Origin of the sequence: Thomasclavelia ramosa DSM 1402 (assembly GCF_014131695.1) — a bacterium.
GTDB classification, from domain to species: domain Bacteria; phylum Bacillota_I; class Bacilli_A; order Erysipelotrichales; family Coprobacillaceae; genus Thomasclavelia; species Thomasclavelia ramosa.
On record NZ_CP036346.1, the window covers coordinates 2,729,294 to 2,755,587 of the forward strand.

21 protein-coding genes are annotated in these 26,294 nt (G+C 31.7%); 5 read left to right on the top strand and 16 right to left on the bottom strand.

Annotation, left to right across the window (positions count from 1 at the left end):
* Positions 1–20 precede the first annotated feature (20 nt).
* Positions 21–503, top strand: coding sequence for a QueT transporter family protein (locus EYR00_RS13125; RefSeq protein ID WP_003537067.1), 483 nt, complete (start codon positions 21–23; stop codon positions 501–503).
* Between the two features lie 36 nt (positions 504–539).
* Here the strand turns inward: EYR00_RS13125 and EYR00_RS13130 are convergent, their stop codons facing one another.
* The 7 genes from EYR00_RS13130 to carB (EYR00_RS13160) all read right to left on the bottom strand — a co-directional run bounded on the left by EYR00_RS13130 (position 540) and on the right by carB (EYR00_RS13160) (position 11,309).
* Positions 540–1,004 (bottom strand): VOC family protein, encoded by a 465-nt coding sequence (locus EYR00_RS13130; protein ID WP_003537065.1) that lies wholly within the window; start codon positions 1,002–1,004, stop codon positions 540–542.
* A gap of 10 nt (positions 1,005–1,014) precedes the next feature.
* Positions 1,015–2,448: a sensor domain-containing diguanylate cyclase gene (locus tag EYR00_RS13135; RefSeq protein WP_003537064.1), complete on the bottom strand. Its 1,434-nt coding sequence runs from the start codon at positions 2,446–2,448 to the stop codon at positions 1,015–1,017.
* A 27-nt stretch (positions 2,449–2,475) separates the two neighbouring features.
* A complete protein-coding gene (locus tag EYR00_RS13140) occupies positions 2,476–2,745 on the bottom strand; it encodes a DUF1905 domain-containing protein (protein WP_008793043.1) in 270 nt (89 codons plus the stop codon).
* Positions 2,746–2,842: 97 nt separating this feature from the next.
* Entirely contained in the window at positions 2,843–3,229 is a 387-nt protein-coding gene (locus EYR00_RS13145) for a MurR/RpiR family transcriptional regulator (protein ID WP_226814466.1), read from the bottom strand.
* 233 nt (positions 3,230–3,462) lie between these two features.
* On the bottom strand, positions 3,463–6,660 hold the full coding sequence (gene carB, locus EYR00_RS13150; RefSeq protein WP_003537061.1) for a carbamoyl-phosphate synthase large subunit: 3,198 nt from the start codon (positions 6,658–6,660) through the stop codon (positions 3,463–3,465).
* Between the two features lies 1 nt (position 6,661).
* A complete protein-coding gene (locus tag EYR00_RS13155; protein ID WP_009300698.1) occupies positions 6,662–7,732 on the bottom strand; it encodes a carbamoyl phosphate synthase small subunit in 1,071 nt (356 codons plus the stop codon).
* A 358-nt stretch (positions 7,733–8,090) separates the two neighbouring features.
* Positions 8,091–11,309, bottom strand: coding sequence for a carbamoyl-phosphate synthase large subunit (carB, locus tag EYR00_RS13160; RefSeq protein WP_003537059.1), 3,219 nt, complete (start codon positions 11,307–11,309; stop codon positions 8,091–8,093).
* 327 nt (positions 11,310–11,636) lie between these two features.
* Between carB (EYR00_RS13160) and EYR00_RS13165 the strand changes: the two genes are divergently transcribed.
* Together EYR00_RS13165 and EYR00_RS13170 are read left to right on the top strand one after the other, a co-directional pair.
* Positions 11,637–12,107 carry a DUF1003 domain-containing protein gene (locus EYR00_RS13165; RefSeq protein ID WP_008793046.1) on the top strand — a complete coding sequence of 157 codons (471 nt, stop codon included), beginning with the start codon at positions 11,637–11,639 and terminating at the stop codon, positions 12,105–12,107.
* A gap of 55 nt (positions 12,108–12,162) precedes the next feature.
* Positions 12,163–13,047 (top strand): GH25 family lysozyme, encoded by an 885-nt coding sequence (locus tag EYR00_RS13170; RefSeq protein ID WP_040434247.1) that lies wholly within the window; start codon positions 12,163–12,165, stop codon positions 13,045–13,047.
* Between the two features lie 56 nt (positions 13,048–13,103).
* On the opposite strand, the gene EYR00_RS13175 is transcribed toward EYR00_RS13170, so the two are convergent.
* The 5 genes from EYR00_RS13175 to EYR00_RS13195 form a co-directional block, all read right to left on the bottom strand.
* Positions 13,104–14,966 carry a thioester domain-containing protein gene (locus tag EYR00_RS13175; protein ID WP_003537054.1) on the bottom strand — a complete coding sequence of 621 codons (1,863 nt, stop codon included), beginning with the start codon at positions 14,964–14,966 and terminating at the stop codon, positions 13,104–13,106.
* 128 nt (positions 14,967–15,094) lie between these two features.
* Positions 15,095–16,750 (bottom strand): alpha-glucosidase, encoded by a 1,656-nt coding sequence (locus EYR00_RS13180; RefSeq protein ID WP_003537052.1) that lies wholly within the window; start codon positions 16,748–16,750, stop codon positions 15,095–15,097.
* A 145-nt stretch (positions 16,751–16,895) separates the two neighbouring features.
* Positions 16,896–18,098: a threonine ammonia-lyase gene (ilvA, locus tag EYR00_RS13185; RefSeq protein ID WP_003537050.1), complete on the bottom strand. Its 1,203-nt coding sequence runs from the start codon at positions 18,096–18,098 to the stop codon at positions 16,896–16,898.
* A gap of 125 nt (positions 18,099–18,223) precedes the next feature.
* Positions 18,224–18,403, bottom strand: a complete 180-nt coding sequence (locus tag EYR00_RS13190) for a DUF4250 domain-containing protein (RefSeq protein WP_003537049.1) — start codon at positions 18,401–18,403, stop codon at positions 18,224–18,226.
* Positions 18,403–19,221 (bottom strand): Cof-type HAD-IIB family hydrolase, encoded by an 819-nt coding sequence (locus EYR00_RS13195; RefSeq protein ID WP_003537047.1) that lies wholly within the window; start codon positions 19,219–19,221, stop codon positions 18,403–18,405. Before EYR00_RS13195 ends, EYR00_RS13190 begins: the two co-directional genes overlap by 1 nt.
* A gap of 214 nt (positions 19,222–19,435) precedes the next feature.
* Here EYR00_RS13195 and EYR00_RS13200 point away from each other — a divergent pair, with 214 nt between their 5' ends.
* Together EYR00_RS13200 and asnB are read left to right on the top strand one after the other, a co-directional pair.
* Positions 19,436–19,900 (top strand): YbaK/EbsC family protein, encoded by a 465-nt coding sequence (locus tag EYR00_RS13200; protein WP_003537045.1) that lies wholly within the window; start codon positions 19,436–19,438, stop codon positions 19,898–19,900.
* 396 nt (positions 19,901–20,296) lie between these two features.
* Positions 20,297–21,883, top strand: coding sequence for an asparagine synthase B (gene asnB, locus EYR00_RS13205; protein ID WP_003537043.1), 1,587 nt, complete (start codon positions 20,297–20,299; stop codon positions 21,881–21,883).
* Positions 21,884–21,897: 14 nt separating this feature from the next.
* Here asnB and EYR00_RS13210 read toward each other — a convergent pair whose 3' ends face one another.
* From EYR00_RS13210 to EYR00_RS13225, 4 genes are all read right to left on the bottom strand, one after another.
* Positions 21,898–24,375: a transporter substrate-binding domain-containing diguanylate cyclase gene (locus EYR00_RS13210; RefSeq protein WP_003537041.1), complete on the bottom strand. Its 2,478-nt coding sequence runs from the start codon at positions 24,373–24,375 to the stop codon at positions 21,898–21,900.
* Between the two features lie 94 nt (positions 24,376–24,469).
* The gene (locus EYR00_RS13215) at positions 24,470–24,904 is read right to left on the bottom strand and encodes a YaiI/YqxD family protein (RefSeq protein WP_003537039.1); all 435 of its coding nucleotides are present in this window, start codon (positions 24,902–24,904) and stop codon (positions 24,470–24,472) included.
* Positions 24,892–25,473 (bottom strand): rhomboid family intramembrane serine protease, encoded by a 582-nt coding sequence (locus EYR00_RS13220; RefSeq protein ID WP_003537037.1) that lies wholly within the window; start codon positions 25,471–25,473, stop codon positions 24,892–24,894. Before EYR00_RS13220 ends, EYR00_RS13215 begins: the two co-directional genes overlap by 13 nt.
* Positions 25,474–26,274, bottom strand: coding sequence for an immunoglobulin-like domain-containing protein (locus EYR00_RS13225; protein ID WP_224209033.1), 801 nt, complete (start codon positions 26,272–26,274; stop codon positions 25,474–25,476). It abuts the gene before it with no gap.
* Positions 26,275–26,294 lie beyond the last annotated feature (20 nt).

Here is a 26,294-nt window from a genome sequence, read left to right on the forward strand (position 1 = left end):
ACTATGAAAGGATATAATATATGAACAAAGGTATTTCAGTAAAACTGGTTGTAATCAATGCGATGATTGCGGGGGTTTATGCTGTACTCACTTTAGCAATCTCACCCATCGCATATTCAGAAATCCAATTTAGGCTATCAGAAATAATTGTTTTTTTAGCATTTTATAATCGACGCTATATTCCTGGCTTAACGATTGGTTGCATTATTGCTAATCTATTTTCACCAATGGGAATGTTAGATATTGTCTTTGGAACTTTAAGTACGATTATAGTATGTATTGCTATGTACTTGATTAAAAATCGCTATTTAGCTGCTGGAGCAGGAGCAATTATAACAGGAATGATTATTGGGGCTGAATTATGGTATGCTTTCAATATTCCATATGTAATAAACGCAATCTATGTTGCTGTTGGAGAATTAATTGTTTTAATTATCGGAGCACTTGTCTTTAAATCATTAGAAAAAAATGACCGTTTAATGAACTTATTAGATTTAAAATAAGATCATTGACGGTCTTTTATTACTTTAATATTCTTTTTAATCATTAAGCAGTTTTTTAAGATCAGCAACTGACACATCCATTTTTTTTGAAATCTGCTCCGTTGTCATCCCACGATCAATAAAACGGTTAATTACCATCTTCATCGACTCACCTACTTCAATAATATGTTTATCCAAGTCATAAAAACGGACTACTCGTTGACCCCAGCTATGCTCTATAACATCATCAAGATACTCTATTTGTGGGTACACAGATAATCTTTTTAAAAATGCATCAAAATTTTCTTCTTCAAAACAAATTTCATGATTATTTGCTTTTTCAATAATCTTCTCTTTCTCTATATTAATAAGCCAGTCAAAATCTTGCTGCAATGATAACCCACAATCAAACGTAATATTTATTCCATAATCCTGATAAACTTCTAAATCAAATAGTTCTTCATAAAATTTTTTTGATGCATTAATGTCTTTTACTGATATTACAAATCCTGTATATCTCATCTTCTTCTCCTTAAAATTTTGCCAATTTATTTTTTCCTAATGATTTAGCAATATATAAGGCACTGTCTGCAGCCTTATATAGTTCCGCTACGGTTTCTCCATCCTTTGGTGCAACTGCTAACCCACAACTACATGTGACAACAATATCTGGATGTTCTTCTATTTTTATTTTAGCAATTTGGTTACAAGTCAGTTCAAGTTTTTGAATAACAATATTAATAATTTGAACATTTTCAATTAAGATAACAAACTCGTCACCGCCTAAACGTCCGACCAAATATTCACCAAGATTATCTCTTAAAATTTGTCCAATTTCTTTCAAAATAATATCACCAATAGGATGACCATATGTATCATTGATTTTCTTAAAATCATCAATATCTAAAATCGCTAATCCAAATTCACTTTGAGCTTTTAAATACCTCTTAATTTCCTCTGTTAATTTCCGACGATTATATAAACCTGTCAAACTATCATAATCAGCTCTTTTTAACAAAACACGACGCTCTTTTTTATTTACAATAAAAATATAAAGAACCGTAACTGTTAGAACCATTGCAACAGCTCCCAGCAAATATGTCTCATATTTCATAATAAACTGATAATCTTGAAATGCATCAGAGACTAATACAGAATAACAAATTACCCACTCACTTGACTCTAAAGGAACATATACTAAATAACGTGTTTCTTTACCTCCTTTAGTCAAAACACATCCTGAAACATAATTACTAATGTCTGTTTTTATCTGCTGCAGCTGCTGATTACTTAAAATATTACTTTCCTGACAATAGTCATAAAAATTTCCTTGATAATTATGAAGCTTCTGATCATTAATCAAAAAATTACCAGAATAATCAATTAAATAAGTATAACCCTTGTTATTATATAAATTAGAAAACTCAATTTCACTAATTGCCCGTACATCATAAGATCCCATTACCATACCGATTATTTGACCATGTTGACTATAAATTGGAACAGATAAAGCCATCCTACGCTCACCATCAATAACTGAATCTACTGGTTCACTATTTCTAGCTCCTCCATTCATCGTATCTTGATAATATCCTCTAGTACTTATATCATAACTACTACCATCACTTAGATATCCAATTCCATCTTCAAACGCCACAACAATTCGATCAAATCCATTTTTAGAAACAAATGCTTTAGTAAAATTTATCAATTGTGACATATCACGTGTGTTTAAGCTAGTGATATACCCAGATATCCCTTCTAATTCTTGATATTGTATAGAGATCGTCGCTTCCAAACTTTTGCGATGAGAAATTACTTCGTTAAGTAAAATTTCTTGAACTTTTTCATTAATCCCACTATTGATATTAGTTAAAAAAATAGTTACACATATAATTGACATTATAATAAAAAACAAGATGGCGAATAGGTACTTCTTTGTGTATTTAGACTCTACTTTTAGCATCTTTTTCACCCCTTGTTTTATTTACTATTATTCACGTTCTTGAATCGTTACGTGAACAATATCTCCTGGTTGTTTATTAATTATTTTTCGAATATCTTTTCTCAACCCAATAATATGATTAGGGGTTTTCATTTTTACTAAACTTCCTAAATATTCGATTCCATCAAATGTAGCAATGACTTTTACACGTCCTTTATTAAATTCCTTTTTTACATCGTATGGAAAATCAACATAAGCACCATCTATATTCGGTACTTTTTTAATTACAGCATCAAATTCATATCTTTTCATATTCATTTTATCACTTCCATATGTAATTGTAACCCATATCAAGAAAATAATCTAATTTCATTACTTTTAACTAGATATAATCTTATTATAAGAAACTCTAAGATTATAAAAATTTAAATATCGATCCCATGATTAAATAAATAAAAACTAAGTCTTTTAAAACATGATATCTCCCATGAATTACCATAAAAAACAACTCGTTTAGCTTTTTTATTGTCTTTATTAGAATTCTAATTTGGTGATCTTCAAACTCAGTTTCTAGAGCACTCCAAGCCATATTGGAACGATACTGTTGATAATCAATATTAAACATTTTTTTCTGTTTTACTTCTTCATCTAATATAGTAATTAAATCTTTAAAACTCTCATAGCCATCCTTACTAAAAAAACGATGTAAAGAAGCCTTAGAGATCCCTACATCATCAATAACTTTCTTAATCGTCAACTGTTCCAATGAATTTAAATGCATTAATAAATAGTGTGCAATCACACTATCACTAGATTCTTAGCTACACAACCGATATAGCATTTCATATGTATACATATTATCTACCTCTTTCAATAATTATACTTCAATATAAAAAAACATAAAGTTAATTATCTTCATTAACAACTCAAAATAATAATGTTATTGGCCATAATTTTATCAAGAAACTACTTATCAAAGTTTATATTTTACAAAAAACAGACTTAATGATGCAATCTCACTAAGTCTGTTTTAAACTATTTTAGTTTAGTAATATCTACTAAAGAAGTATCCCCTTTATGACGTTTTTCTAAACTAGTAATCAATGCTTGAGCAGTATCTAATGAAGTAAAGATTGGAATTCCTGCTTCTACAGCAAATCTTCTAATTAAGAAACCATCTTTTAAGTTATCATTGCGAGTGGGAATATCAATGATTAAATCAACAGTATCTGTTAACATTAAATCAAACAATGTGTTACTTTTAGCACTAATGCGATTCACTAAACTAACTGGTACATCATTTTCTTTTAAGAAATTATAAGTTCCTTCGGTTGCATATAAATCATAACCAAACATATAATATTGTTTTGCAATTGGTAAAAATTCATCTTTTGCAGAATCTTTAATCGTACAAATAATATTCTTTTTCTTTGGTAAATTGATTCCTGAACCAATAAATGCTTTATAAATTGCCTCATCATAATCAGTTGAAATTCCAAGCACTTCTCCTGTTGATTTCATTTCTGGACCAAGACTAATCTCAGCTCCCTTAATTTTTTCAAAAGAGAAAACCGGCATTTTAATCGCAATTGTTTCTTTTTCTGGTGCTAAGCCATATTCATATCCCTGTTCTTTAATTGTTTTTCCCATAATAACATGAGTTGCCACATCTACCACCGGAATATCTGTTACTTTAGAAATATATGGAATTGTTCTACTTGAACGAGGATTTACTTCAATTACATATACTTGGTCTTCATATACAATAAATTGAATATTAATTAAACCGATGACATTTAAAGCTTTAGCTAAACGACCTGTGTATTCAACAATCGTATCTTTAATATGCTGTTTGATCTTTTGAGTTGGATAAACTGATATACTATCACCTGAATGGACTCCCGCACGTTCAACATGTTCCATAATTCCCGGAATCAGTATTCCATTTTCATCACAAATAGCATCAACTTCTACTTCTTTACCAGCTAAATATTTATCAATTAAAATTGGGTGTTCTTGATATTGACGATTAATGATTTTCATAAATTTCTTTACATCACCATCATTTAAACAGATCTCCATTCCTGCTCCCCCTAAAACATATGAAGGACGAACTAAAACTGGATATTTTAATCGATTAGCAACTTCTAAAGCCTCCTCAATTGTAAAGACTGTTGAACCACGAGGACGATCAATTTCACATTTTTCTAAAATCTCATCAAATCTTTCACGGTCTTCAGCTGCATCAACATCGTCAGCTGATGTTCCTAAAATTTTAACCCCCATCTCCATTAATGCCTTTGTTAGTTTGATTGCAGTTTGACCACCAAATTGAACAATTGCTCCATCAGGATGTTCGATATTAACAATATTCTCAACATCCTCTGGTGTTAATGGTTCAAAATATAAGCGATCTGCAATATCAAAGTCAGTACTTACTGTTTCAGGATTATTATTTACAATAATTGTATCATAACCAGCTTCTTTTAAAGCCCAAACGCAATGAACTGAGCAATAATCAAATTCAATTCCTTGTCCAATTCTGATTGGTCCTGAACCTAAAACCATTATTTTTTTCTTATCATCAGCTGGATTTACTTCATTTACTCCACCATAGACTGAATAATAATATGGAGTTGTTGCATCAAATTCAGCCGCACATGTATCAACCACTTTATACACTGCGTTAATTTTATTTTCTTGGCACATATTTTTTACTTCATCACTAGTTTTACCTGTTAACTTAGCAATTACTTGATTTGGGAATTCTAAACGTTTAGCTTTTTTCAATAACTCTCCACTTAATTCTTTATTTTGTAATTCCTTTTCTACTTCTACTAAATGTTTGATTTTATCGATAAACCATAAATCAATTTTTGTGATATCATGAATTTCTTTTTCACTAATTCCTTGGCGTAATGCTTCTGCTACCGCAAAAATTCTTTGATCGTCAACATCTTTTAATTTCTTTTGGAGAAATTCAACATCTTTTCCATCAAGTTCATCTAGATGCAAATAGTAAAGATTTTGCTCCAGTGAACGTAATGCTTTCATTAGCGCACCTTCAAAATTATTGCAAATGCTCATAACTTCTCCAGTTGCTTTCATTTGAGTCCCTAATTCCCTTGAAGCATCAACAAATTTATCAAATGGCCATTTAGGAATTTTACATACGACATAATCTAATGTTGGTTCATATGAAGCATAAGTTTTCCCTGTTACTGCATTGATGATTTCATCTAATGTGTACCCTAAAGCAATCTTTGCTGCTAGTTTTGCAATTGGATAACCAGTAGCTTTACTAGCTAAAGCTGAAGAACGACTAACTCGTGGATTTACTTCAATTACACAGTATTCAAAACTATCGGGATTTAGCGCATATTGAACATTACACCCACCTTGAATATCTAATGCTGTAATAATATTTAAAGCAGAGGTTCTTAACATTTGATATTCTTTATCTGATAAAGTTTGGCTTGGCGCTACAACAATACTGTCACCAGTATGAACTCCTACAGGATCTAAATTTTCCATGTTGCATACAGTGATGCAGTTTCCAGCACCATCACGCATTACTTCATACTCAATTTCTTTCCATCCGGCAATACACCTTTCAATTAAACATTGACTAACTCGTGATAACCTTAATCCATTTGAACAGATATCATGTAATTCTGTTTCATCATAAGCGATTCCGCCTCCCGTTCCACCTAAAGTATAAGCAGGACGTACTACAACTGGATAACCAATCTTTTTAGCAAACTCTAAAGCATCATCAACATGATTAACAACTAATGAGGCTGCACATGGTTCATTAATATTTTCCATTAGGGTTTTAAACTCTAAGCGATCTTCGGCTAATTTAATCGTATTAGTTGAAGTCCCAATCGTTTGAACATTATGTTCTTCTAAAAAACCTTCATCAGCTAATGCCATCGCAATATTCAAAGCATTTTGACCACCCAGGGTTGGCAAAATACTGTCTGGTTGTTCTTTAATTATTAAACTTTTAACAACCGGTACGGTTAAGGGCTCAATATAAACCTTATCAGCAATATCCTTATCAGTCATGATTGTTGCAGGGTTAGAGTTGATTAAAACTACTTCAATCCCTTCTTCTTTTAATGCCCGACAAGCTTGAGTTCCAGCATAATCAAATTCTGCTGCTTGACCAATAATAATTGGTCCCGAACCAATTACTAATACTTTTTTTATTCTACTATCTTTTGGCATTCTATTTTCCCTCCATCATCTTTATAAATTCTTCAAATAAAGCATCAGTATCCAATGGACCAGCACATGCTTCAGGGTGAAATTGTACTGTTTTAATATTTTCTTTAAGATAAGTAACACCTTCGATTGTCTTATCATTTACATTGATAAACCATGGTTTTGCTACTGCTGAATCAATTGAATCTTCTTTAATCACAAAATTATGATTCTGAGTAGAAATATATACTCGACCAGTTTCTAAATCTTTAACCGGATGATTAGCACCATGATGGCCATACTTCATCTTTTCAGTTTTGAAACCATGGGCTAAAGCCATTAACTGATGTCCTAAACAAATCGCAAAAATCGGTGTTTGACTACTTGCAAGCAGCTTGATTTCTTCAATAATTTGAACATTTTCCTCAGGATCTCCAGGACCATTTGAAAGCATGATTCCATCATACTTTTCTTTTAGAATAACTGACGCTGGCGTACTGGCAGGATAGACTGTAACTTGACATCCACGTTTCACTAAACTTTTAGCAATGTTAGCTTTTGCTCCATAATCTAATAAAGCAACTCTTTTATCTCCAGTACCAATTGTATAAGACTCTTTACATGTAGTTTGTTCCACAACTCCAGTTACTTTGAAAGCATGAATCCGTTTCATTACTTCATCAAGATTTTCATATTTAGTTGTTGTTATCATTCCATTCATACATCCAATATTACGAATAATTTTCGTTAGATTTCGAGTATCAATTCCTTGAATCCCAGGAATATCATGTTGGATTAGGTATTCCTCTAAATCAATATTTTTTCTAAAATTACTTCCCAATCTAGCTAGTTCATTTACAATAAATCCCTCTACATGTGGTTTACTTGACTCTTGGTCTTCTAAACAAACCCCATAATTCCCAATTAATGGATAAGTCATTACGACTGACTGACCAGCATAAGAAGGATCTGTTAACACTTCTAAATATCCTGTCATCGAAGTATTAAATACAAACTCACTAACTACTTCTTTAACTGCACCAATACTTGTTCCTTCAAATACACTGCCATCTTCTAAAATTAAGTATGCTTTCATCATTCATCCTCCTTAATTACTATAAAAAAACATATCAATATAACTGATATGTTTAATAACAATAAAAATATAAAAATGAGTTCATAATATCAAATTTTTCACTTACTAATTCTTTAAAAAACACCAACATATGCCTCATTCCTTTCTTATTCTTGTATAGTATAGTAGAAATCATTTGAATATTCAAGATATTTTTATACTTTTTTATTATCACGAGTCAAATTTATTGATATAGATTAATATTTTCAAGCCTAATAATAAAAAATCATTGATACAAACACAATAAAATCCCACCTCCATAGATTTAGTGAAATTATCTCATTTATCTACTTTGGTGGGAATAGCTTAAATTTAAATTTTATTTAATTGCTAAATGATACTCTTGTAAAGATTTAACTTCATGACTACCATGAATTTTCATTTCCATAATTCCTTCTAATGATGCTTTAGCAGCAGCAATATTAGTCATATATGGAATTCTCATTTTAATTGCAGCTTTACGAATATAACTATCATCATGAGCACTTTGTTTACCATGAGGTGTATTAATGATCATTGCTAATTCACCATTAGTTAAAGCATCACTAATATTTGGACGACCTTCATGAATTTTTTTGATTTTTTCTACTGGAATACCACTTTCTTTGATCAAGTTATAAGTATTCCCTGTTGCTACAATAGTAAATCCAGCATCATAATATCCTTGTGCAAGCTCAACAACTTCTGGTTTGTCTAAGTCACTAACACTGATCAAAACTTTTCCTTCAGTTGGTAAAATTGTTTTCGCCCCTTCTTCAGCTTTATATAAAGCTGCTCCATATGAACTGGCAATTCCTAATACCTCTCCAGTTGAACGCATTTCAGGTCCTAAAACAGGATCTACTTCCGGGAACATATTGAATGGGAAAACTGCTTGTTTAACTCCAATATGAGGAATTTTCTTTTCTGTTAAAGTTGGTACTGGTGAAGGACGCCCAGTCAATTCACGAGTAACAATATCTGTCGCAATTTTTACCATATTAATATTACATACCTTTGAAACTAGTGGTACTGTTCTTGAAGCTCTTGGATTGGCTTCTAATACATATACTTTATCATCAGCAATTGCATATTGCATATTCATTAAACCACGAACATTCATTTCTTTAGCAATTTTCTTTGTATATTCTTTAATTGTTTCTAAATGACGGATAGGAATATGTTTAGAGGGTAAGATACATGCTGAATCACCTGAGTGGATACCAGCTAATTCGATATGTTCCATAACCGCAGGAACAAAAACAGTTTCACCGTCACTGATTGCATCAGCTTCACATTCCATAGCATTATTTAAGAAACGGTCGATTAAGATTGGGCGATCAGGAGTTACCCCAACAGCTGCTTTCATATATTGTTCAAGACTTTCATCATCATAAACAACTTCCATTCCACGACCACCTAAAACATAAGAAGGTCTTACCATTAATGGATAGCCGATTCTTTTAGCAATTTCTAATGCTTCTTCAACATTTACTGCCATTCCAGATTCAGGCATTGGAATTTCTAATTTTTCCATCATTGCATTAAATAAGTCACGATCTTCTGCCATATCAATAGTTTCTGGTGTTGTTCCTAAAATATTCACACCATTTTTCTTTAATTGAGCAGCTAAGTTAAGTGGTGTCTGTCCACCAAATTGTGCAATTACACCTACTGGTTTTTCTTTTTCATGAATACTTAAAACATCTTCTAATGTTAGTGGTTCAAAGTATAATTTATCAGATGTATCATAGTCAGTTGATACAGTTTCAGGGTTACAGTTAACAATAATTGTTTCAAATCCTAATTTCTTTAATGCTAAAGCAGCATGAACACAGCAATAGTCAAATTCAATTCCTTGTCCAATACGATTAGGTCCACCACCTAAAATCATAATTTTCTTTTTATCGTGATGAATGTCGCTATTATCTTCAGCATTATATGTTGAATAATAATAAGCACTATCCTTTGTTCCACTTACGTGTACTGGTTCCCATGCTTGATTAATATTATTAGCTAATCTTTCTTCTCTAATTACATTTTCCTCAACATTCAAAATTTGACTTAAATATTTATCTGAGAATCCATCTTGTTTTGCTTGTTTTAGTACTTCAGCCGGTAATTCTTTACCTTCGTATGATTTTATATTTTCTTCTTCTTCAACTAATTCTTTCATTTGTTCAATGAAGTAATGTTTGATTTGTGTTAGTTCAAATAATTCTTCAACTGTTGCTCCCTTTCTTAACGCTTCATACATAATGAATTGTCTTTCGCTAGTTGGAACAGTTAACATATGTAATAATTCTTCTTTAGATAACTTATTGAAGTTTTTAGCATACCCTAAGCCATAACGTCCAATTTCCAATGAACGAATTGCTTTTTGGAAAGCTTCTTTATAAGTTTTGCCGATACTCATAACTTCCCCAACAGCTTTCATTTGAGTACCAAGTTTATCTTCAGCCCCTTTGAATTTTTCAAATGCCCAACGTGCAAACTTGATTACAACATAATCACCATCAGGTACATATTTATCTAAAGTTCCATATTTACCACAAGGAATATCTTCCATAGTCAAACCAGCCGCTAACATTGCTGAAACTAAAGCAATTGGGAATCCTGTTGCTTTTGATGCTAAAGCTGATGAACGAGATGTTCTTGGATTAATTTCAATAACAACGATTCGATCAGTTTCTGGATCATGAGCAAATTGAACATTTGTCCCTCCAATTACACCAATTGATTCAACAATTCTAAATGCTTGGTCTTTTAAACGATCTTGCACTTCTTGGCTAATTGTTAACATTGGAGCGCTACAGAATGAATCTCCAGTATGAACTCCTAATGGATCAATATTTTCAATGAAACATACTGTGATCATGTTGTTGTTAGCATCACGAACAACTTCAACTTCTAATTCTTCCCAACCTAAAATAGATTCTTCGATTAAACATTGACCAACTAAACTAGCTTGTAACCCCCGAGATACAACTGTTTTTAATTCTTCAACGTTATATACCAGTCCACCACCGGCACCACCCATAGTATAAGCAGGGCGCACAACTACTGGATAACCTAACCGTTCAGCAATTGCTAAGGCTTCTTCAACAGTTGTTGAAACCTCACTACGAGCCATTTCAATGCCTAATTTATCCATTTCTTTTTTAAATTCTAAACGGTCTTCACCACGTTCAATCGCATCAACTTGAACTCCTAATACTTGAACGTTATATTTTTCTAAAACACCAGCCTCATTTAATTCAGAACATAAGTTTAATGCTGATTGCCCACCTAAGTTAGGAAGTAACGCATCTGGTCTTTCTTTTTCAATGATCTGTGTTAATCGTTCTACATTTAATGGTTCAATATAAGTAACATCAGCAGTTTCCGGATCTGTCATGATCGTTGCAGGATTTGAGTTCACTAACACGATCTTATAACCTAACCCTCTTAAAGCTTTACACGCTTGAGTTCCTGAATAATCAAATTCACAAGCTTGACCAATAATAATTGGACCTGAACCAATTACTAATACTGTATTAATATCTTCTCTTTTTGGCATTTTTGTTCCTCCGTATAATCTTGATTAATTTCACAAAAAAACATATCAAGTAAATGATATGTTAATTATAAAAAATAGAAATATAAAAGAATTGAAAATGATCAGTAATAGTCTTAACAATGCGTTCACCAAATACTTTAAACATCATAATCACTCCTTCATAACTTTATCCATATTAGTATACAAAACTAAATGACACTATTCAACAAATTTATAATTAGTTATCATTGTAAGAAACCTTCTTCAAAATCCATATTTTTATTTAAAATCTAGTTATTGCGTTTAAAACAAAACAAGCTGTAAATACTATATAAAAGGATGGTTTTAATGAAAAATTTAACACACACTAAAATAATAAATGAAATCATTGAAAATGTTCGTGATGATATGCAGGATGAAGAAATAATTCATCTTGTTCTTGAAAAAACAGTTGCTTTACCTGATGGTAAGGATGAAACACTAGGACAAAAAATTGCTGATAAAATTGCTCATCTTGGTGGTAGTTGGACTTTTATCATTATTTTTATTATATTACTAATTTCCTGGATGATTTATAATATCCTTGCTAAAGATAGCCTCGATCCTTATCCCTTTATTCTTTTAAATCTGATTTTGTCATGTATTGCTGCGATTCAAGCACCTATTATTATGATGTCGCAAAATCGTCAAGAGCAAAAAGATCGTCAAAGAAACGAAAATGATTATAAAGTAAATTTGAAAACTGAAATCATTATTCAGGATCTTCATAATAAATTAGATCAAATTCTTGAAGAACTTGAAAAACAAAATCATCAATAAGCATCAATCGACAACTATTTTTAATTATGTTAGAATTAGTTGTCGAGGTGATATCATGAAAAAGAAAACTAAAAATAAAATTTTTAGTCAAAAAAATATTATTTTTCTTTTTATTGCTGGTACCCTTCTTTTTTCATGTTCATTATATTATAAACAATATTTACCAAAGTATCTGACCCATAGTATCGTTATTTTACTAATTATGATATTTTGTTTACTGCCATTTTTATTTAAGCGATTTAAAAAGCAACGTAATCTAATCAAAATCATCGTATCTGCTTTATCATTTAGTTTAATTGTTACTGGTATATTAGTCTTTAATCATAATGATCGATTAGCTAAAGACGGCCAATATATTGGTATTGATATTTCTAAATGGAATAATAATGTGAATTTGCAGTTAGCTCGTCAAGAAATTGATTTTGTGATTATCCGTTGCGGCTATACTTCTCTAACTGATGGTACCAAAACCAAAGTTGATCCGCTTTTTGAACAAAATATCAAGCAATGTCAAAATTTAAATATTCCTTACGGTGTATATTATTATTCTTTAGCCACTGAAGCTACTCAAGCAAAAAAAGAGGCTGAATATGTTAATCATTTACTAGATGGAAGAGTTCCCGAACTTGGGGTTTTTATTGATTTAGAAGATGAAACTTTTCAAGGGGCTTTAACAAATGATCAATTAACAATCGTAGCTACAACTTTTTTAGATAACATTCAAAATCAAAATAAAAAAGGAATCTATGCTAATCATCACTGGTGGACAACTAAATTAACTGATAAAAAACTAGATTCTTACATTAAATGGAAAGCACGTTATAATGATACTCCAGTATTAGAAGAAGAATATCATATTTTACAATATAGTGAAACTGGTCAAATTAGAGGAATCAATGGTAACGTTGATTTAAATATGACTATCAATAAATATTGGTAATAATTTCATTTTAATAGCTTAATTAAAAGCCCCATTAACTGGGGCTTTCGTCATATTTATAATATTCTACGTTTCTGTTTTGTAAAAATTAAAAAGAATATAAAGCTTATTAATGCAATTCCAGCATAACCACTATAATCGCTTATATCACCAGTTGGTACCACAGGAATATGCTGATTTTCAAATACTATTTCTTTTATACTCTCACTGTTCTCAACTTTAAACGTAAGTTCCGGCGCAAGTGTATAACCGGCTGGAGCCTTGACCTCTTTTAAAACATATTCACAATCAACTAACAGCCCCTTGATTAAATGTGCATCATCAGTTGATACCCATTGTTCAATCAAACTCAATGATTCTCCATCCTTTAAATATAGTTCTAATGTTGCTCCTGGTAATAATTGCTTAGTTAGAGCGTCAATTTTAGAAATTGTTGTTTGTGTTAATTTATTTTCTACATTTAAAGTATACTGGTATTCTTTGGTAACCCTATCTTCTTTATTAAAAGCTACTTCATAAACAGTATCATCAAATACATATCCCGGTAAAGTCTTTACCTCACTAATAAGATAACTTCCCATCGGTAACTTATCAATAATAATTTGTCCATTTTGATCTGTAATATAAATTCCTTGATTTTGACCAATTGGCATACCAGCTCGATAAAGAACTGTCCCTGTAATTATATCTTTAATGTCCTCCTTAGCAGTTATCTTAAATTCAATTCCAGATAAATCATCTAAATGTCCTTCTAGTTTCTTATTGATTATTAATTTACCGACTGGTATCAATTCATTGACAATTGTTTTTGTAGTCACTTCATTACTTTTAATCGTAACAGTGTATTCCTTATTAAGACTATCATGATCGGCTGGTGTCTTAATTTCCGTTAAGATATAATCTCCAACTAATAAATTATCTATTTGTAATACGCCATTTTTAACCACATGATCTTGATTATAATCATTATTTTTCCCCTTCAAATTAAATACCGCCCCATCTAGCATCTGTTTATCCTCATTTGTTTTGATTAATTTCAAACTCCCCACTGGTAAATATTCTACTTGCAAACTAGTTGGTTTGGTTTCTCCATTCCCTAAAACCATTGTTCCAATCGTTTGGGTTTCATCGTCAATCGTTAAAACTAAAGGTCGATAATAACTATTCGTTGTTCCCATCAAAGAACCACTCGACCAGTTATAATTGTCTCGTTTGGTTAATGGAGACGATAAATAGAATTTTTGACCACTACTTAATTGTACCGTCCCAGTAACTGTTTGATTTGTCGTTAAATTATGTAATTCCATGTCTTTGTCTAAAACCATCGTTAAAGTAGCATCAGCATCACCAATTACCGTAATTTCTTCACTCCGCTGCCTACCATCTTTTTGATACATTTTCAAACTATTTTTTGAAAATCCAATCTCTCCTTTAGGAATTGCAGGACGATTAGGGATTGCTTCGATCCATTCTGCCCAGCCCCAGCCACGTAGTTTTTCCAAGTCAACACCATGAAGATCTCCAGCATAATAATAGCTTGCGGCAATATGAGTTAACAGATATGCCATTTCAACACTAGTTACACCATCTGTTGATAGTGTATCAGCAGGACCCCCATAGCCATAATAAAGTACTTTTTGAAGATTTTCATTATCTACATAACTTCCTTCTCCTACAGTTCCATTACCTGGTGAATGTTTGCTTGCTTCTAAACAATATGCTATTTTTCCATCTACAGTATACATTCGTGTTGACCAGGTTCCACTACTGTCAAACCAGCTAGGATATTTAATTTTCTCACCTGCACTAATTTGATATTGCTGTCCATTGACATAAGTTACAGCATTACAAAACACCAAAATAAAAGTCACTGCAACTAACAGTGACTTTCGAATATATTGATTTAATTTTCTTTTCATCTTTCTGCTCCTTTGTTGATTTATATCACTAATATAATGACACTCTGACAAGGAGAACGACAATAATATCTCACATTTCCCTCCAACAAAAAAGAGATCTCATTGAATGAAATCTCTTTTATCATATTTTATTTATTTTCTTCAAGATACATAATCGTTTGATATGGTTTCAATACTTTACCATCATATTCTTTATAATTATTTAAAATAAGCTCTTTAGCACAAATAAATGGCTGCTCTTGATTCGAAAAATTACATACATTGACAATAAGTTGTCCTTGATAACTTCTCTGGTAGACAATCAAATTATCATTTTCACATTCATCGGGAATAAAGCTTCCAAAAGTTAAAGTATTACTATAAACACTTTGTTGTCTTAAATAGATCATTTTCTTATAAAAACTATAAACTGAATCCGGATCATTAAACTGTGCCTTAACATTTATAACTGGATAACTTTCATTTAACGCTAACCACGGTTCAACATCAGAAAACCCAGCATATTGACTGTCATCAAACGGCATTGGAGTTCTAGAATTATCACGACTGCGTTTATTAACTAGAGCCAATGCCTCACTTTCACTAAATCCTTCTTCAAGCATTCTTTGATATTGGCCATGTGAACTAATATCATCAAAATCATCAATAGATCGCCGAACACAATTTGCCATTCCTAATTCTTCTCCTTGATAAATATAGGGAACCCCTCTTAAAAAGAAATACATTGAAGCAATCATTGTAGCACTATAATAACCATGATCTGCTTTATTTACAATCAACTTATCTAAAGAACGCGGCTGATCATGATTTTCTAGGAAAGTTCCTACCCAGCCTACTTTATTTACTTCGACTTGTGAAGTAAATAGTAAATCTCTAAATTGTTTTGCAGTCCAGTCTTTACGAATAAACCATTCCTCATTATCTCCAATATCAAAATTAGAGTAATTAAAGTCGAACATACTGTCAAAACATCCATTTTCACCAATATAGATACCTAATTTATCATATGATACCCCATAAGCCTCAGAAATTGTCATACAGTCATGTTTAGCAAACGTATTCTCCTTTAATTCCTTAAAGAAAACTTCAATTCCTGGCTGATTACGCGCAAAAGGGATACAAGACACTAATCCATCTTCACCATCAGGCTCACCATCTTGATAACGTTGATCCTTTTTAATAAAATTAATGGCATCCACCCTAAATCCTGCAATTCCTTTATCTAACCACCAGTTGATCATTTGATAAATTTCTTGCCGTAATACAGGGTTTTCCCAATTTAAGCATGGTTGCTTTTTTGAAAAAGCATGAAAATAATATTCATCTTCAGTAACTTTTTGCCATACTGAGCCACCGAAAATACTCCGCCAATTAGTTGGCGCACGACCATCTTTTCCATGTTTAAATATATAATAATTCCGATACTTACTCGTCGGATCAGCGATTGCTGCTTTAAACCATGGGTGTTCATCAGAGGTGTGATTTACAACTAAATCCATAATTATCTTAATTCCTCGTGCTTTTCCTTTTTTAATTAACTCATCCAAATCTTCCATTGTTCCAAACATAGGATTAATTGCATAATAATCACTAATATCATAACCATTATCATCCATTGGTGAAGCATAAATTGGACATAACCATAGGCTCGTTACCCCTAAATCACTAAAATAATCTAATTTCTCAATAATTCCTTGTAAATCACCAATTCCATCACCATTGCTATCTTTAAAGCTTTTAGGATAAATCTGATAAACTACTTCCTTTTGCCACCATTTCTCCATTATTAAATCACTCTCCTTTTATTCATATAAATAAATCATATATCTTCATTATAAAAGCCTAATCCCTTCAATATTTCTAATTTTCATATTATAAAAATAAATATGATAAAAAGGATAAGCTGCTGCCTACCCTTATGTAAAAATATTAATTTATTTTAGTAATTGTATACCCAAGTTTATTAAACTCATCAATAATCATTTGAATGTGCGCATTACCATTAGTCTCAACTGTTACTCTTAATTCTACTTCAGAAAAACGAGCAAAATTTTTAAACTGATTATGGTCAACACCAATTACATTGGCATTACATTGATTTAAAACCTTCGATACTAATTCCAACTGCCCTGGTTTATCAGGTAATTGAACAGAGAAAGTAAAAATTCGTCCTCTTGAAATAAGTCCTTTATTAATCATAGACGAAATAGTTAACACATCAATATTTCCACCACTGATCAATGATACAACTTTCTTCCCTTTAGTTTTTAGCTTCTTTAATCCTGCTAAAGCTAAAATCCCAGAACCTTCAGCTACCAGCTTATGTTTTTCAACTAATAACAAGAATGCTTCCATCAATTCATAGTCATTGACCAAAACAATATCATCAACATATTCTTTAATATATTTAAACGTTTTAGAGCCAATTTGTTGCACAGCTGTACCATCGGCAATCGTATTAACCTCACTCAATAAAACTACCTGATCCTCTTGAATAGCTGCAGAAGCACTTGCCGCTCCTTCAGGTTCAACCCCAATGATTTGAATATCGGGTTTAATTAATTTAGCAGCTGCAGCAATCCCCGAAATTAAGCCACCGCCACCAATTGGTACTAAAATCATATCAGCATCTGGTAATTCTTCAAGAATCTCCAATGCGATCGTCCCTTGTCCTTCCATAACATCTTCATCATCAAACGGATGGACAAAAGTATACCCTTCACTTTCTTGTAGTTCAACTGCCTTAGCGTAAGCATCATCATAAACCTCGCCAGCTAAAACCACATCAGCACCATGGGCCTTTGTTGCCTCAACCTTGATCAATGGTGTATGACTAGGCATTACAATAGTTGCCTTAACTCCTAGTTTATTAGCTGCATAAGCAACCCCTTGAGCATGATTTCCCGCTGAAGATGCAATTAATCCATGCTTTTTAGCTTCATCATCTAATTTCACGATCTTATTATAGGCACCTCTAATCTTGAAAGCACCAGTTTTTTGTAAATTTTCTGGTTTGATATAAACATCATTACCACATTCAGCTGAAAAAGCATCGCTATGAATTAAATGTGTCTCTAAAATTACTTCATCAACTCTTTGCTTTGCGGCTTTAAAATCTTCTAACTTCAACATTTGACATGTCCCCCTTAATTAAATTACATTATAGCATTTATCATTAAAAAGTAAAAGATTGTCTTTAATAATATCAGATGATTAAAAATATAATCATAAAAAAAGACAAATCATATTGATCTGCCTTATTTAATTTTTATTTGGTTAATTTTTTCATCAAAATAATATCCATTCACATCCAATAATTCCATGATTTCAATTTCATTAGCATCATTAATTTCTAATATTTGTGCCAATGACATATCATCATCACGTAATTTAGTATTTAAAAAACTCACTAGCATATTAATATCATTTGGTAACATTAAATTTCACCCTTTTCACTTAACATCTTTAAGCACTCATAAATTCCTTCTTCATCATTTGATAAAGTGATATAAGCCGCTCTCTTTTTTACTTCATCAACTGCATTGGCCATTGCTACACCGAATTTTGCAAACTCAATCATACTCAAATCATTATAACCATCACCAAAGCTAATTACTTCATCTCGTTTAATTCCTAAACGCTCAATTAAAGCCTGCAATGAAGCCGCTTTATCAATTCCTTGCGCCATCACTTCAATGAAAAATGGTGCTGAACGATAAATACTTAAAGAATCACCATATGGTGCCTTAAACTCATCAAGTATTGTCTCAGCATATTCAGGCTTTGCCGTTAATAAGACTTTATTTACAGAAAAATTCACTGCATCTTTAAAATTATCAATATGTTTGATTGGCATATGATTAATATCGCCTTCAATACAAACATACTCATCGGTTTCATCTTCTGTAAGAATCAATTCATCAGTATAAGTCATTACCGCCAAATTATACTGTTTCGCTCGCTCATAAACCTGATGTGCCGTTTTAGCATCGTACACTTTTTGATATATGATTTCTTTTGTTTTATAATCAACAACCTTAGCACCATTAAATGATAGTAAATAGCCACCTGTTTTATCTAATTCCAGCTCATTAGCTTCTGCATACAATCCAGCAGTTGGACGACCTGAAGCCAAAACAATCACTACACCTCTTTTTGCCAGCTCCTGCAAGATGGCTTTTGTCTTTGGTAAGATTTGTTTATCAGTACTCTTCAAAGTACCATCTAAATCTAATGCAATTAATTTATACGTCATTTTTCTACCTCTCAATATAATCAAAGTTTATTAAAAGATAGTTATTTTGTCAAATATATTTAAAGATAATATTTGATACTAGTATTATAACCCTAAAATAACCTATTTTAGTCTCAAATCAATAATAAATTAGTCTTATTATCATCTCAATATTTTTGCTTGAAAATATTAATAATTATGGTAGAATTGCTTTAATTTATAAGGAGGTTGCATCATGTCACTACAACAAGCTAAAAATTATTTGAAACAATTCAACCGGGAACAAGATATTATCGAATTCGATGTTTCTAGTGCTACTGTTGAACTTGCTGCTAAAGCTTTAAACTGTGCGCCTGAACGTATTGCTAAGACATTATCTTTTAAAATCAACGAACGCGCGATTTTGATTGTTACTGCTGGTGATGTTAAAATCGATAATCGCAAATACAAAGAAACCTTTAAAACCAAAGCAAAAATGCTCGCACGCGATGAAGTATTGCCAATCATCGGTCATGATATTGGGGGAGTATGCCCTTTTGGCGTTAATCCTGATGTTACTATCTATCTTGATGAATCACTTAAGCGATTTCAAACAGTTTTTCCTGCCTGCGGCAATTCTAACAGTGCTATTGAATTAACGATTGATGAACTTTCTAGCTATATTAAAGCAGAATGGATTGATGTTTGTAAAACCATCTGATGATGGTTTTTTATTATTTTGCAATTTTTTCTATCGTATTGAAGCTTTTTTATTGCATTTAATAAAAAAATAATATATACTATTTTCAATTACTATAAAGTAATTAAAAGCAATGACGAGGAGAGTAGTAATCTACAGAAGCTTTAGCGAATCAGGGAACGGTGCAAGCCTGATAGTGAAGTAGTTTATGAAGAACACCTAAGAGCTGTCTACCGAAAGCATTATGCAAGTAGGCTAGAACGTTACCAGTAACGTTACTATTGGCGGGTATCGAGTACTCTATGAAGTATTTTCCGTACCATGTAACTATAAATTCCTTTTCTAGTTATACGGTACTCGCTTCTTTAGGCGAGTTTTTATATTCTCGCAACAATAATTTTAAGGGGGAAACAAATTATGTGCGGTTTTTTAGTAGTAGGAAGTAGTGAATTAGAATTACAAGTATTCAATGATGCATTAAATCAGGCTGCTTATCGTGGTCCTGATCATCAACATGTAAGCATTAACAACGGTATAACCTGGGGATTTAACCGTCTTTCAATTATGGATTTGTCATCAAAAGGTAATCAGCCTTTTGTCTATAAGGATTGTGTTCTTGTCTGCAATGGTGAAGTTTATAACTATCATAGCTTAAAAGCTATGTTAGAAACGGACTATACTTTTAAGTCAGGAAGTGACTGTGAAGTACTGATTCCGCTATATCACAAATACGGGATAGAGATATTATGTAAATTTTTAGATGCCGAATTTGCAATGGTAATCTATGATGCCAAAAAGGATAAAATTTTAGCTGCACGTGATCCAATGGGAATTCGCCCTATGTTCTATGGATATCATAAAGAAGACGGTAAGATCTGCTTTGCTTCAGAAGCAAAAGGATTATTTCCTTTATGCCAAGAAATAATGCCATTTCCACCAGGGCATTATTATGAAGATGGCAAATTTATTTGTTATAATGATTTAAGTAATCCTAAAACGATCAATAACGATGATTTAGAAACAATTGCAACAAATTTACGCCTCAAATTAGAAAAAGCAGTGAAAAAAAGATTGCAAAGCGATGCTCCAATCGGATATTTATTAAGCGGTGGTTTAGATTCATCCTTGGTTTGTGCGATTGCCGCACGTTTAAATGATCAACCAATCAAAACCTTTGCAATCGGTATGGATACTGATCCTATTGATTTAAAGTATGCTAAACAAGTTGCTGATTACTTAGGAACTGATCATACAGAAGTAATTATGACCAAGGAAGATCTATTAGAAAATTTAAGAGATGTTATTTTTCATTTAGAAACTTATGATATCACAACGATCAGAGCCAGTATGGCAATGTATTTATTATGTAAATATATTCATGAAAAAACTGATTTAAAAGTTATTCTAACCGGTGAAGTAAGCGATGAGTTATTTGGCTACAAATATACTGATTTTGCACCAGATCCATCACAATTTCAAAAAGAAGCACAAAAGCGAATTAAAGAATTATATATGTATGATGTTCTAAGAGCTGATCGTTGTATCTCTGCTCACGCTTTAGAGGGACGGGTTCCATTTGCAGATATTGATTTTGTTGATTATTCAATGAGTATTGATCCAGCTAAGAAAATGAATATCTATAATAAAGGAAAATATTTATTAAGACATGCTTTTGAAAATCAGGATTATTTACCTGATGAAATTTTATTTAGGGAAAAGGCCGCATTTTCAGACGCTGTTGGTCATTCAATGGTTGATTATTTAAAAGAATATGCAGCTACTTTATATACTGATGAAGATGTTATTAAAGCTAAAGAAAAATATGCTTTTGCAACACCTTTTACTAAAGAATCTCTCTTATACCGTGATATTTTTGAATCGTTTTATCCGGGGCAAGCAAAATGGGTCAAAGACTTTTGGATGCCAAATAAAGATTGGGAAAACTGTAATGTTGATGATCCCAGTGCTCGAGTTTTAAAAAACTATGGTGACAGCGGTAAATAAAAATACCAGTTCTTTTACGAACTGGTATTTTCTTTATCATAATCAATAATACAATAATTATTGCGACCATTGTTTTTCACACGATAAAGAGCATCATCTGCCAATCTATATAATTCATCATAAGACAACGAAACACTCGAAACTACGGCACCAACACTAATACTTGTAATAATATGGGTCCCCTGGTATTCTACTTTTGAAGTTGATTTAATCATATTTTGACAATACTCAGCTACTTTTTCAATACTCTTAGGATATTTTATTAATGTTAAAAATTCATCTCCACCAACCCGTCCAAAGATATCTAAAGGATGGCTCACTTCCAATAATGCCTGAGCTATTTTTTGAAGGACAATATCACCACATAAATGTCCATAAGTATCATTAATATATTTAAAGTTATCAATATCAATAATTATCAAAGCAACTTGGGCTGCTGTATTATTTTGTAAAAACTCTTCTGCCTTTTCACGACAAGCTGCAGAATTATAAATTTTTGTTAAACTATCTTTTTGAGCCAGCTCCCGCCATAATAACTGTTCTTCTTTTTCAGAATGGATATCAATAACCTTTCCAATAATATGTGTCGGTTTATTATTCAAATCAAAAATCGGACGCAAATTAATCTTTAACCAACGTTTTTTCCCATCAATAAATTTAACAAACTCCTCACTCTCACATTCCGTCAAATTACGTAGACTCATTTCTAAAGTATCTTTATTAGAAATTGGTCTCTTTAAAAAATCTTTAATAATCGTTTCCTTTGAAAGCAGTTTGGCTCCACCTCCCATTAAAACAAGGGTATCAGTTGCAATGTTATATTCAACAAAGCAATCATGAGAAAATTCACTAATTTGTTGATAACGCTTATACTCACTTAAAATCTTTTCATTATTACGTTTATTTATATAATTACGCCAAATCAAGAAAAACAGCACAATAATGGCAACTGCCATAAGCGTAAAAGTAGCTACTTGAAGTTGATTATTTTCAACATAGTCAAAGAAAGTAACATCATTTTCACTGGTACTGGCATTAGTAAATATAATTTCTTCAATCTTACTGTAAGATACGACATCAATTCCTTTATTGATAATATCTAAAAGCTCATCCGCAACACCTGTATTAATTGCAAAATAACTGCCTTGATTTCTTAAATTCCCTTGAGGAATAATATTAATATTCTTGAAATCATAATTACTATTATAAAACAAGGCAACATGATTATTTATATACGTATAGTCAGCTGTGCCGTTTTCTACCGCTTTGATACATTCTAACTGAGTTCCATAATAATTAACTTTGTTACTACTATCTCCAACTGCGGCACTATCAACTTCAGAATCATAAATCATTGCTGCCTGTTTACCGTCTAGCTCATTAGCATTAATATTTTTATTAGTTACTAGCGTCATCGCTGAATCTAAATAAGCTTTCGTCGTAATATATTTTTCTGGATTGCTATTATACACCCCACCAATAATCATTGGTTTCTTCGTCTCAATCTGCTTATTATATTCATCAATATCATTGGCATAAATATAATTAAACTTCAAACCGCTCAGTTTTCCAATATAATTAAGCACATCAACGGTAATTCCTACAACCTTGCCTTTTTTTTCATCATAATACTGGATTGGGGCTTTCCCACCCAATATAAGAACATCAATTTTTGAATTATTTGCAACAAAACCTTTCTCAGCTTCGGTAAGAATGAAATTACGGTTCGCTAAAGAAAAGTAACGTTCATGAAGATTGCTCATATAATTAGGCTGTTCTTTATTTAACTGTGTCATCGCTTCATTTAGCTCTGACATCAGTTCTTGATTTCCTTTTGTCATTACAAAATAAAATGGACGAGGCGAAAAACGTGCTACGACCCGATAATTACCTTCTTCAATTGATAAATCTGATAATACCATAGCATCTATTTCATTTCTCTCTAATGATGTTAATAAATCTGGGGTATTATCAAAAAATATTTGATTAATATTAATTCCATTAATATCTCCAAAATCTTTTAAATTAACATTAGTTTCCTTTTTAGTTGAAACAACTCCAACATTTAAATTCTTAAGAGAATATATACTAGTATCATTGATTTCAGCATTATTAGAATTAACATAGATAGCCATATTTCCCATGCCATAATTGGTTGCCGAATAATCATAATCATTGATTAAGGTATCAATATAGAGCATCCCACCCATTAAATCAATCTCGCCTGTTTTGACCTTTTCCATAGCGCTTGACAGCTGCTCATTTACTGTGCCTTCTAAGCGTACAAATTCTAAGTTCCAATTCGTAAATCGAGAGATTTCTTTTAAATATTCATAAGTATAGCCGGAATATAATCCATCTTCATCTATCTCTGTTAATCCAGATTGAATTGGATAAGCAACTTTAACAGTTCGGGAGGCTGCTTTAATTGGGATGATATTGATCAGCATTGACATAATTAACAATACTAAAATTGTTTTTAGTGTTTTCATCAAACCACCCCTTTTTACATCACAATATTATCATATTAATTATACATTAAATTGATGAACATTAAAATAAAAAGGCACAAATCATCAGAATAATTCATGCCTGTATCAATATTTTATCTAATTGTTTTAAAAACTGATTTCTTACTTCATCAGTTCTTTTAGCTGGTCCACGTGTCCGCCTACCACTTTTTCGTTGTTTAGCTGATACATAACGACTCATTAATAATTCTTCAATATTATTATCATCAATTACTTTTCCTGAAATATGCAAAACTTTAGCCCCTTTTGATAACACTAAACTTGCTAGACCATAGTCCTGAGTAATAACAAGATCATTTGCTTGAACCTGTTTCAATAAAACTAGATCAACACTGTCACTTCCCACTTCACATAGAATAGTTCTAAAATAATCATCCTGTATAAAATGAGCATAATCAACAAAAACCGTCATTTCAACCTGATATTTCCAAGCTAAATCTTTAATTGCTGGTAAATCAGGACAAGCATCACCATCAACTAAAAGTGCCATACACCACAACCAATCAACATTGCAGTTGCTAAAAAGCCACCTGCCAGACCTCCAAAATGTCCCGCCTTTGATACCTGACGATTGAAAAATGTAAAAGCTACATTAATTAAAATCACATATATATATTGTTGCAACATATAATCAAAATAACCGCCTACAAGTATTCCTAAAGCAATCATTGCACCTAAATAACCATAAAAAATCCCACTAGCTCCTAAAGTCACAGTATTATATGCATAAGCATATTTTTTACCATGATAATAACAAGCTCCGCTAGTAGCAAGACAGCTTATGAAGATTAGATATAAATATGCGCCCGTTCCTAATAAGTATTCAAAAAAATGGCCAAGATTATAAATACAATATACATTCATAAAAATATGCATAATATCGATATGAACGAAATTAGCGGTAATAAAACGCCAATATTCTTTTTTTACTTCAATTCGCGGCATATAAAAAGCCCCGTATTTAATCGCTAAAGAGGTTTTATCATAATTACTCTTATCAATAAAATTAATTAAAATAAAGATTATAATCGATATGATAATAATAGCATTGGTTATCATCTATTCTCCTGCCTTTTCTGTTTTAATGACACTAACGCGTCTTGTTCTTTGGAGATTATGTCCCTTATCATTTGTAATTGAATAAATTACTTCATAATCACCAACTTTATCTGTATTAACATTATTTTTTAAAATTTTTATATTCTTAGTAATATCATTCCCACTACCATCAGTAGCTTTCACTCCATCAAGAGGATTAAATTTACTATTTTTTAATACCTCAATATCATCAATTCCTGTAAGAGTAGGATTATTACCATTTTGTCCAGCTACTATTTTAACTCGTAAACTGGCAGATTGATTTCCTGCCTGATCTTCAACAATTATCCTTTCAACATAAGAACCTTTTTCAGTGAACACTTTATGTGTTGACTTCTCACCATTTTCATCAATAAAATATGCAGCTATATCTGAATTATCCTCAACCTTTTCAATTAAATCAATTGCATATACTTCAGTATTTAAATGAACATTAAACGTAGATGCTTTTAATGTTACAACTGGTTTAGTTGTATCAACTATCTTTATATAAAAAGGATATTCAACACCTAAATATGTAGCAGATACTTTATATTCACCAATTTCATTTTTTAAATTCGAAAAATTCAAAATAACTTGTGATAAAATTGCCTCATTAGCATTAATATAATCTTGCGGCTTAGTCGATATTTCACTACCATATTCATAAACAAATGTATCTCTTTTGATCGTTAGGGGGGTAACATTGAAGGCACAAGCAATTAAAATTATATTTACTATGACAAAGAAGCTTAAAACAACTGATATAATTCGATTTTTCATGCTATCACCCTCTCCCATCT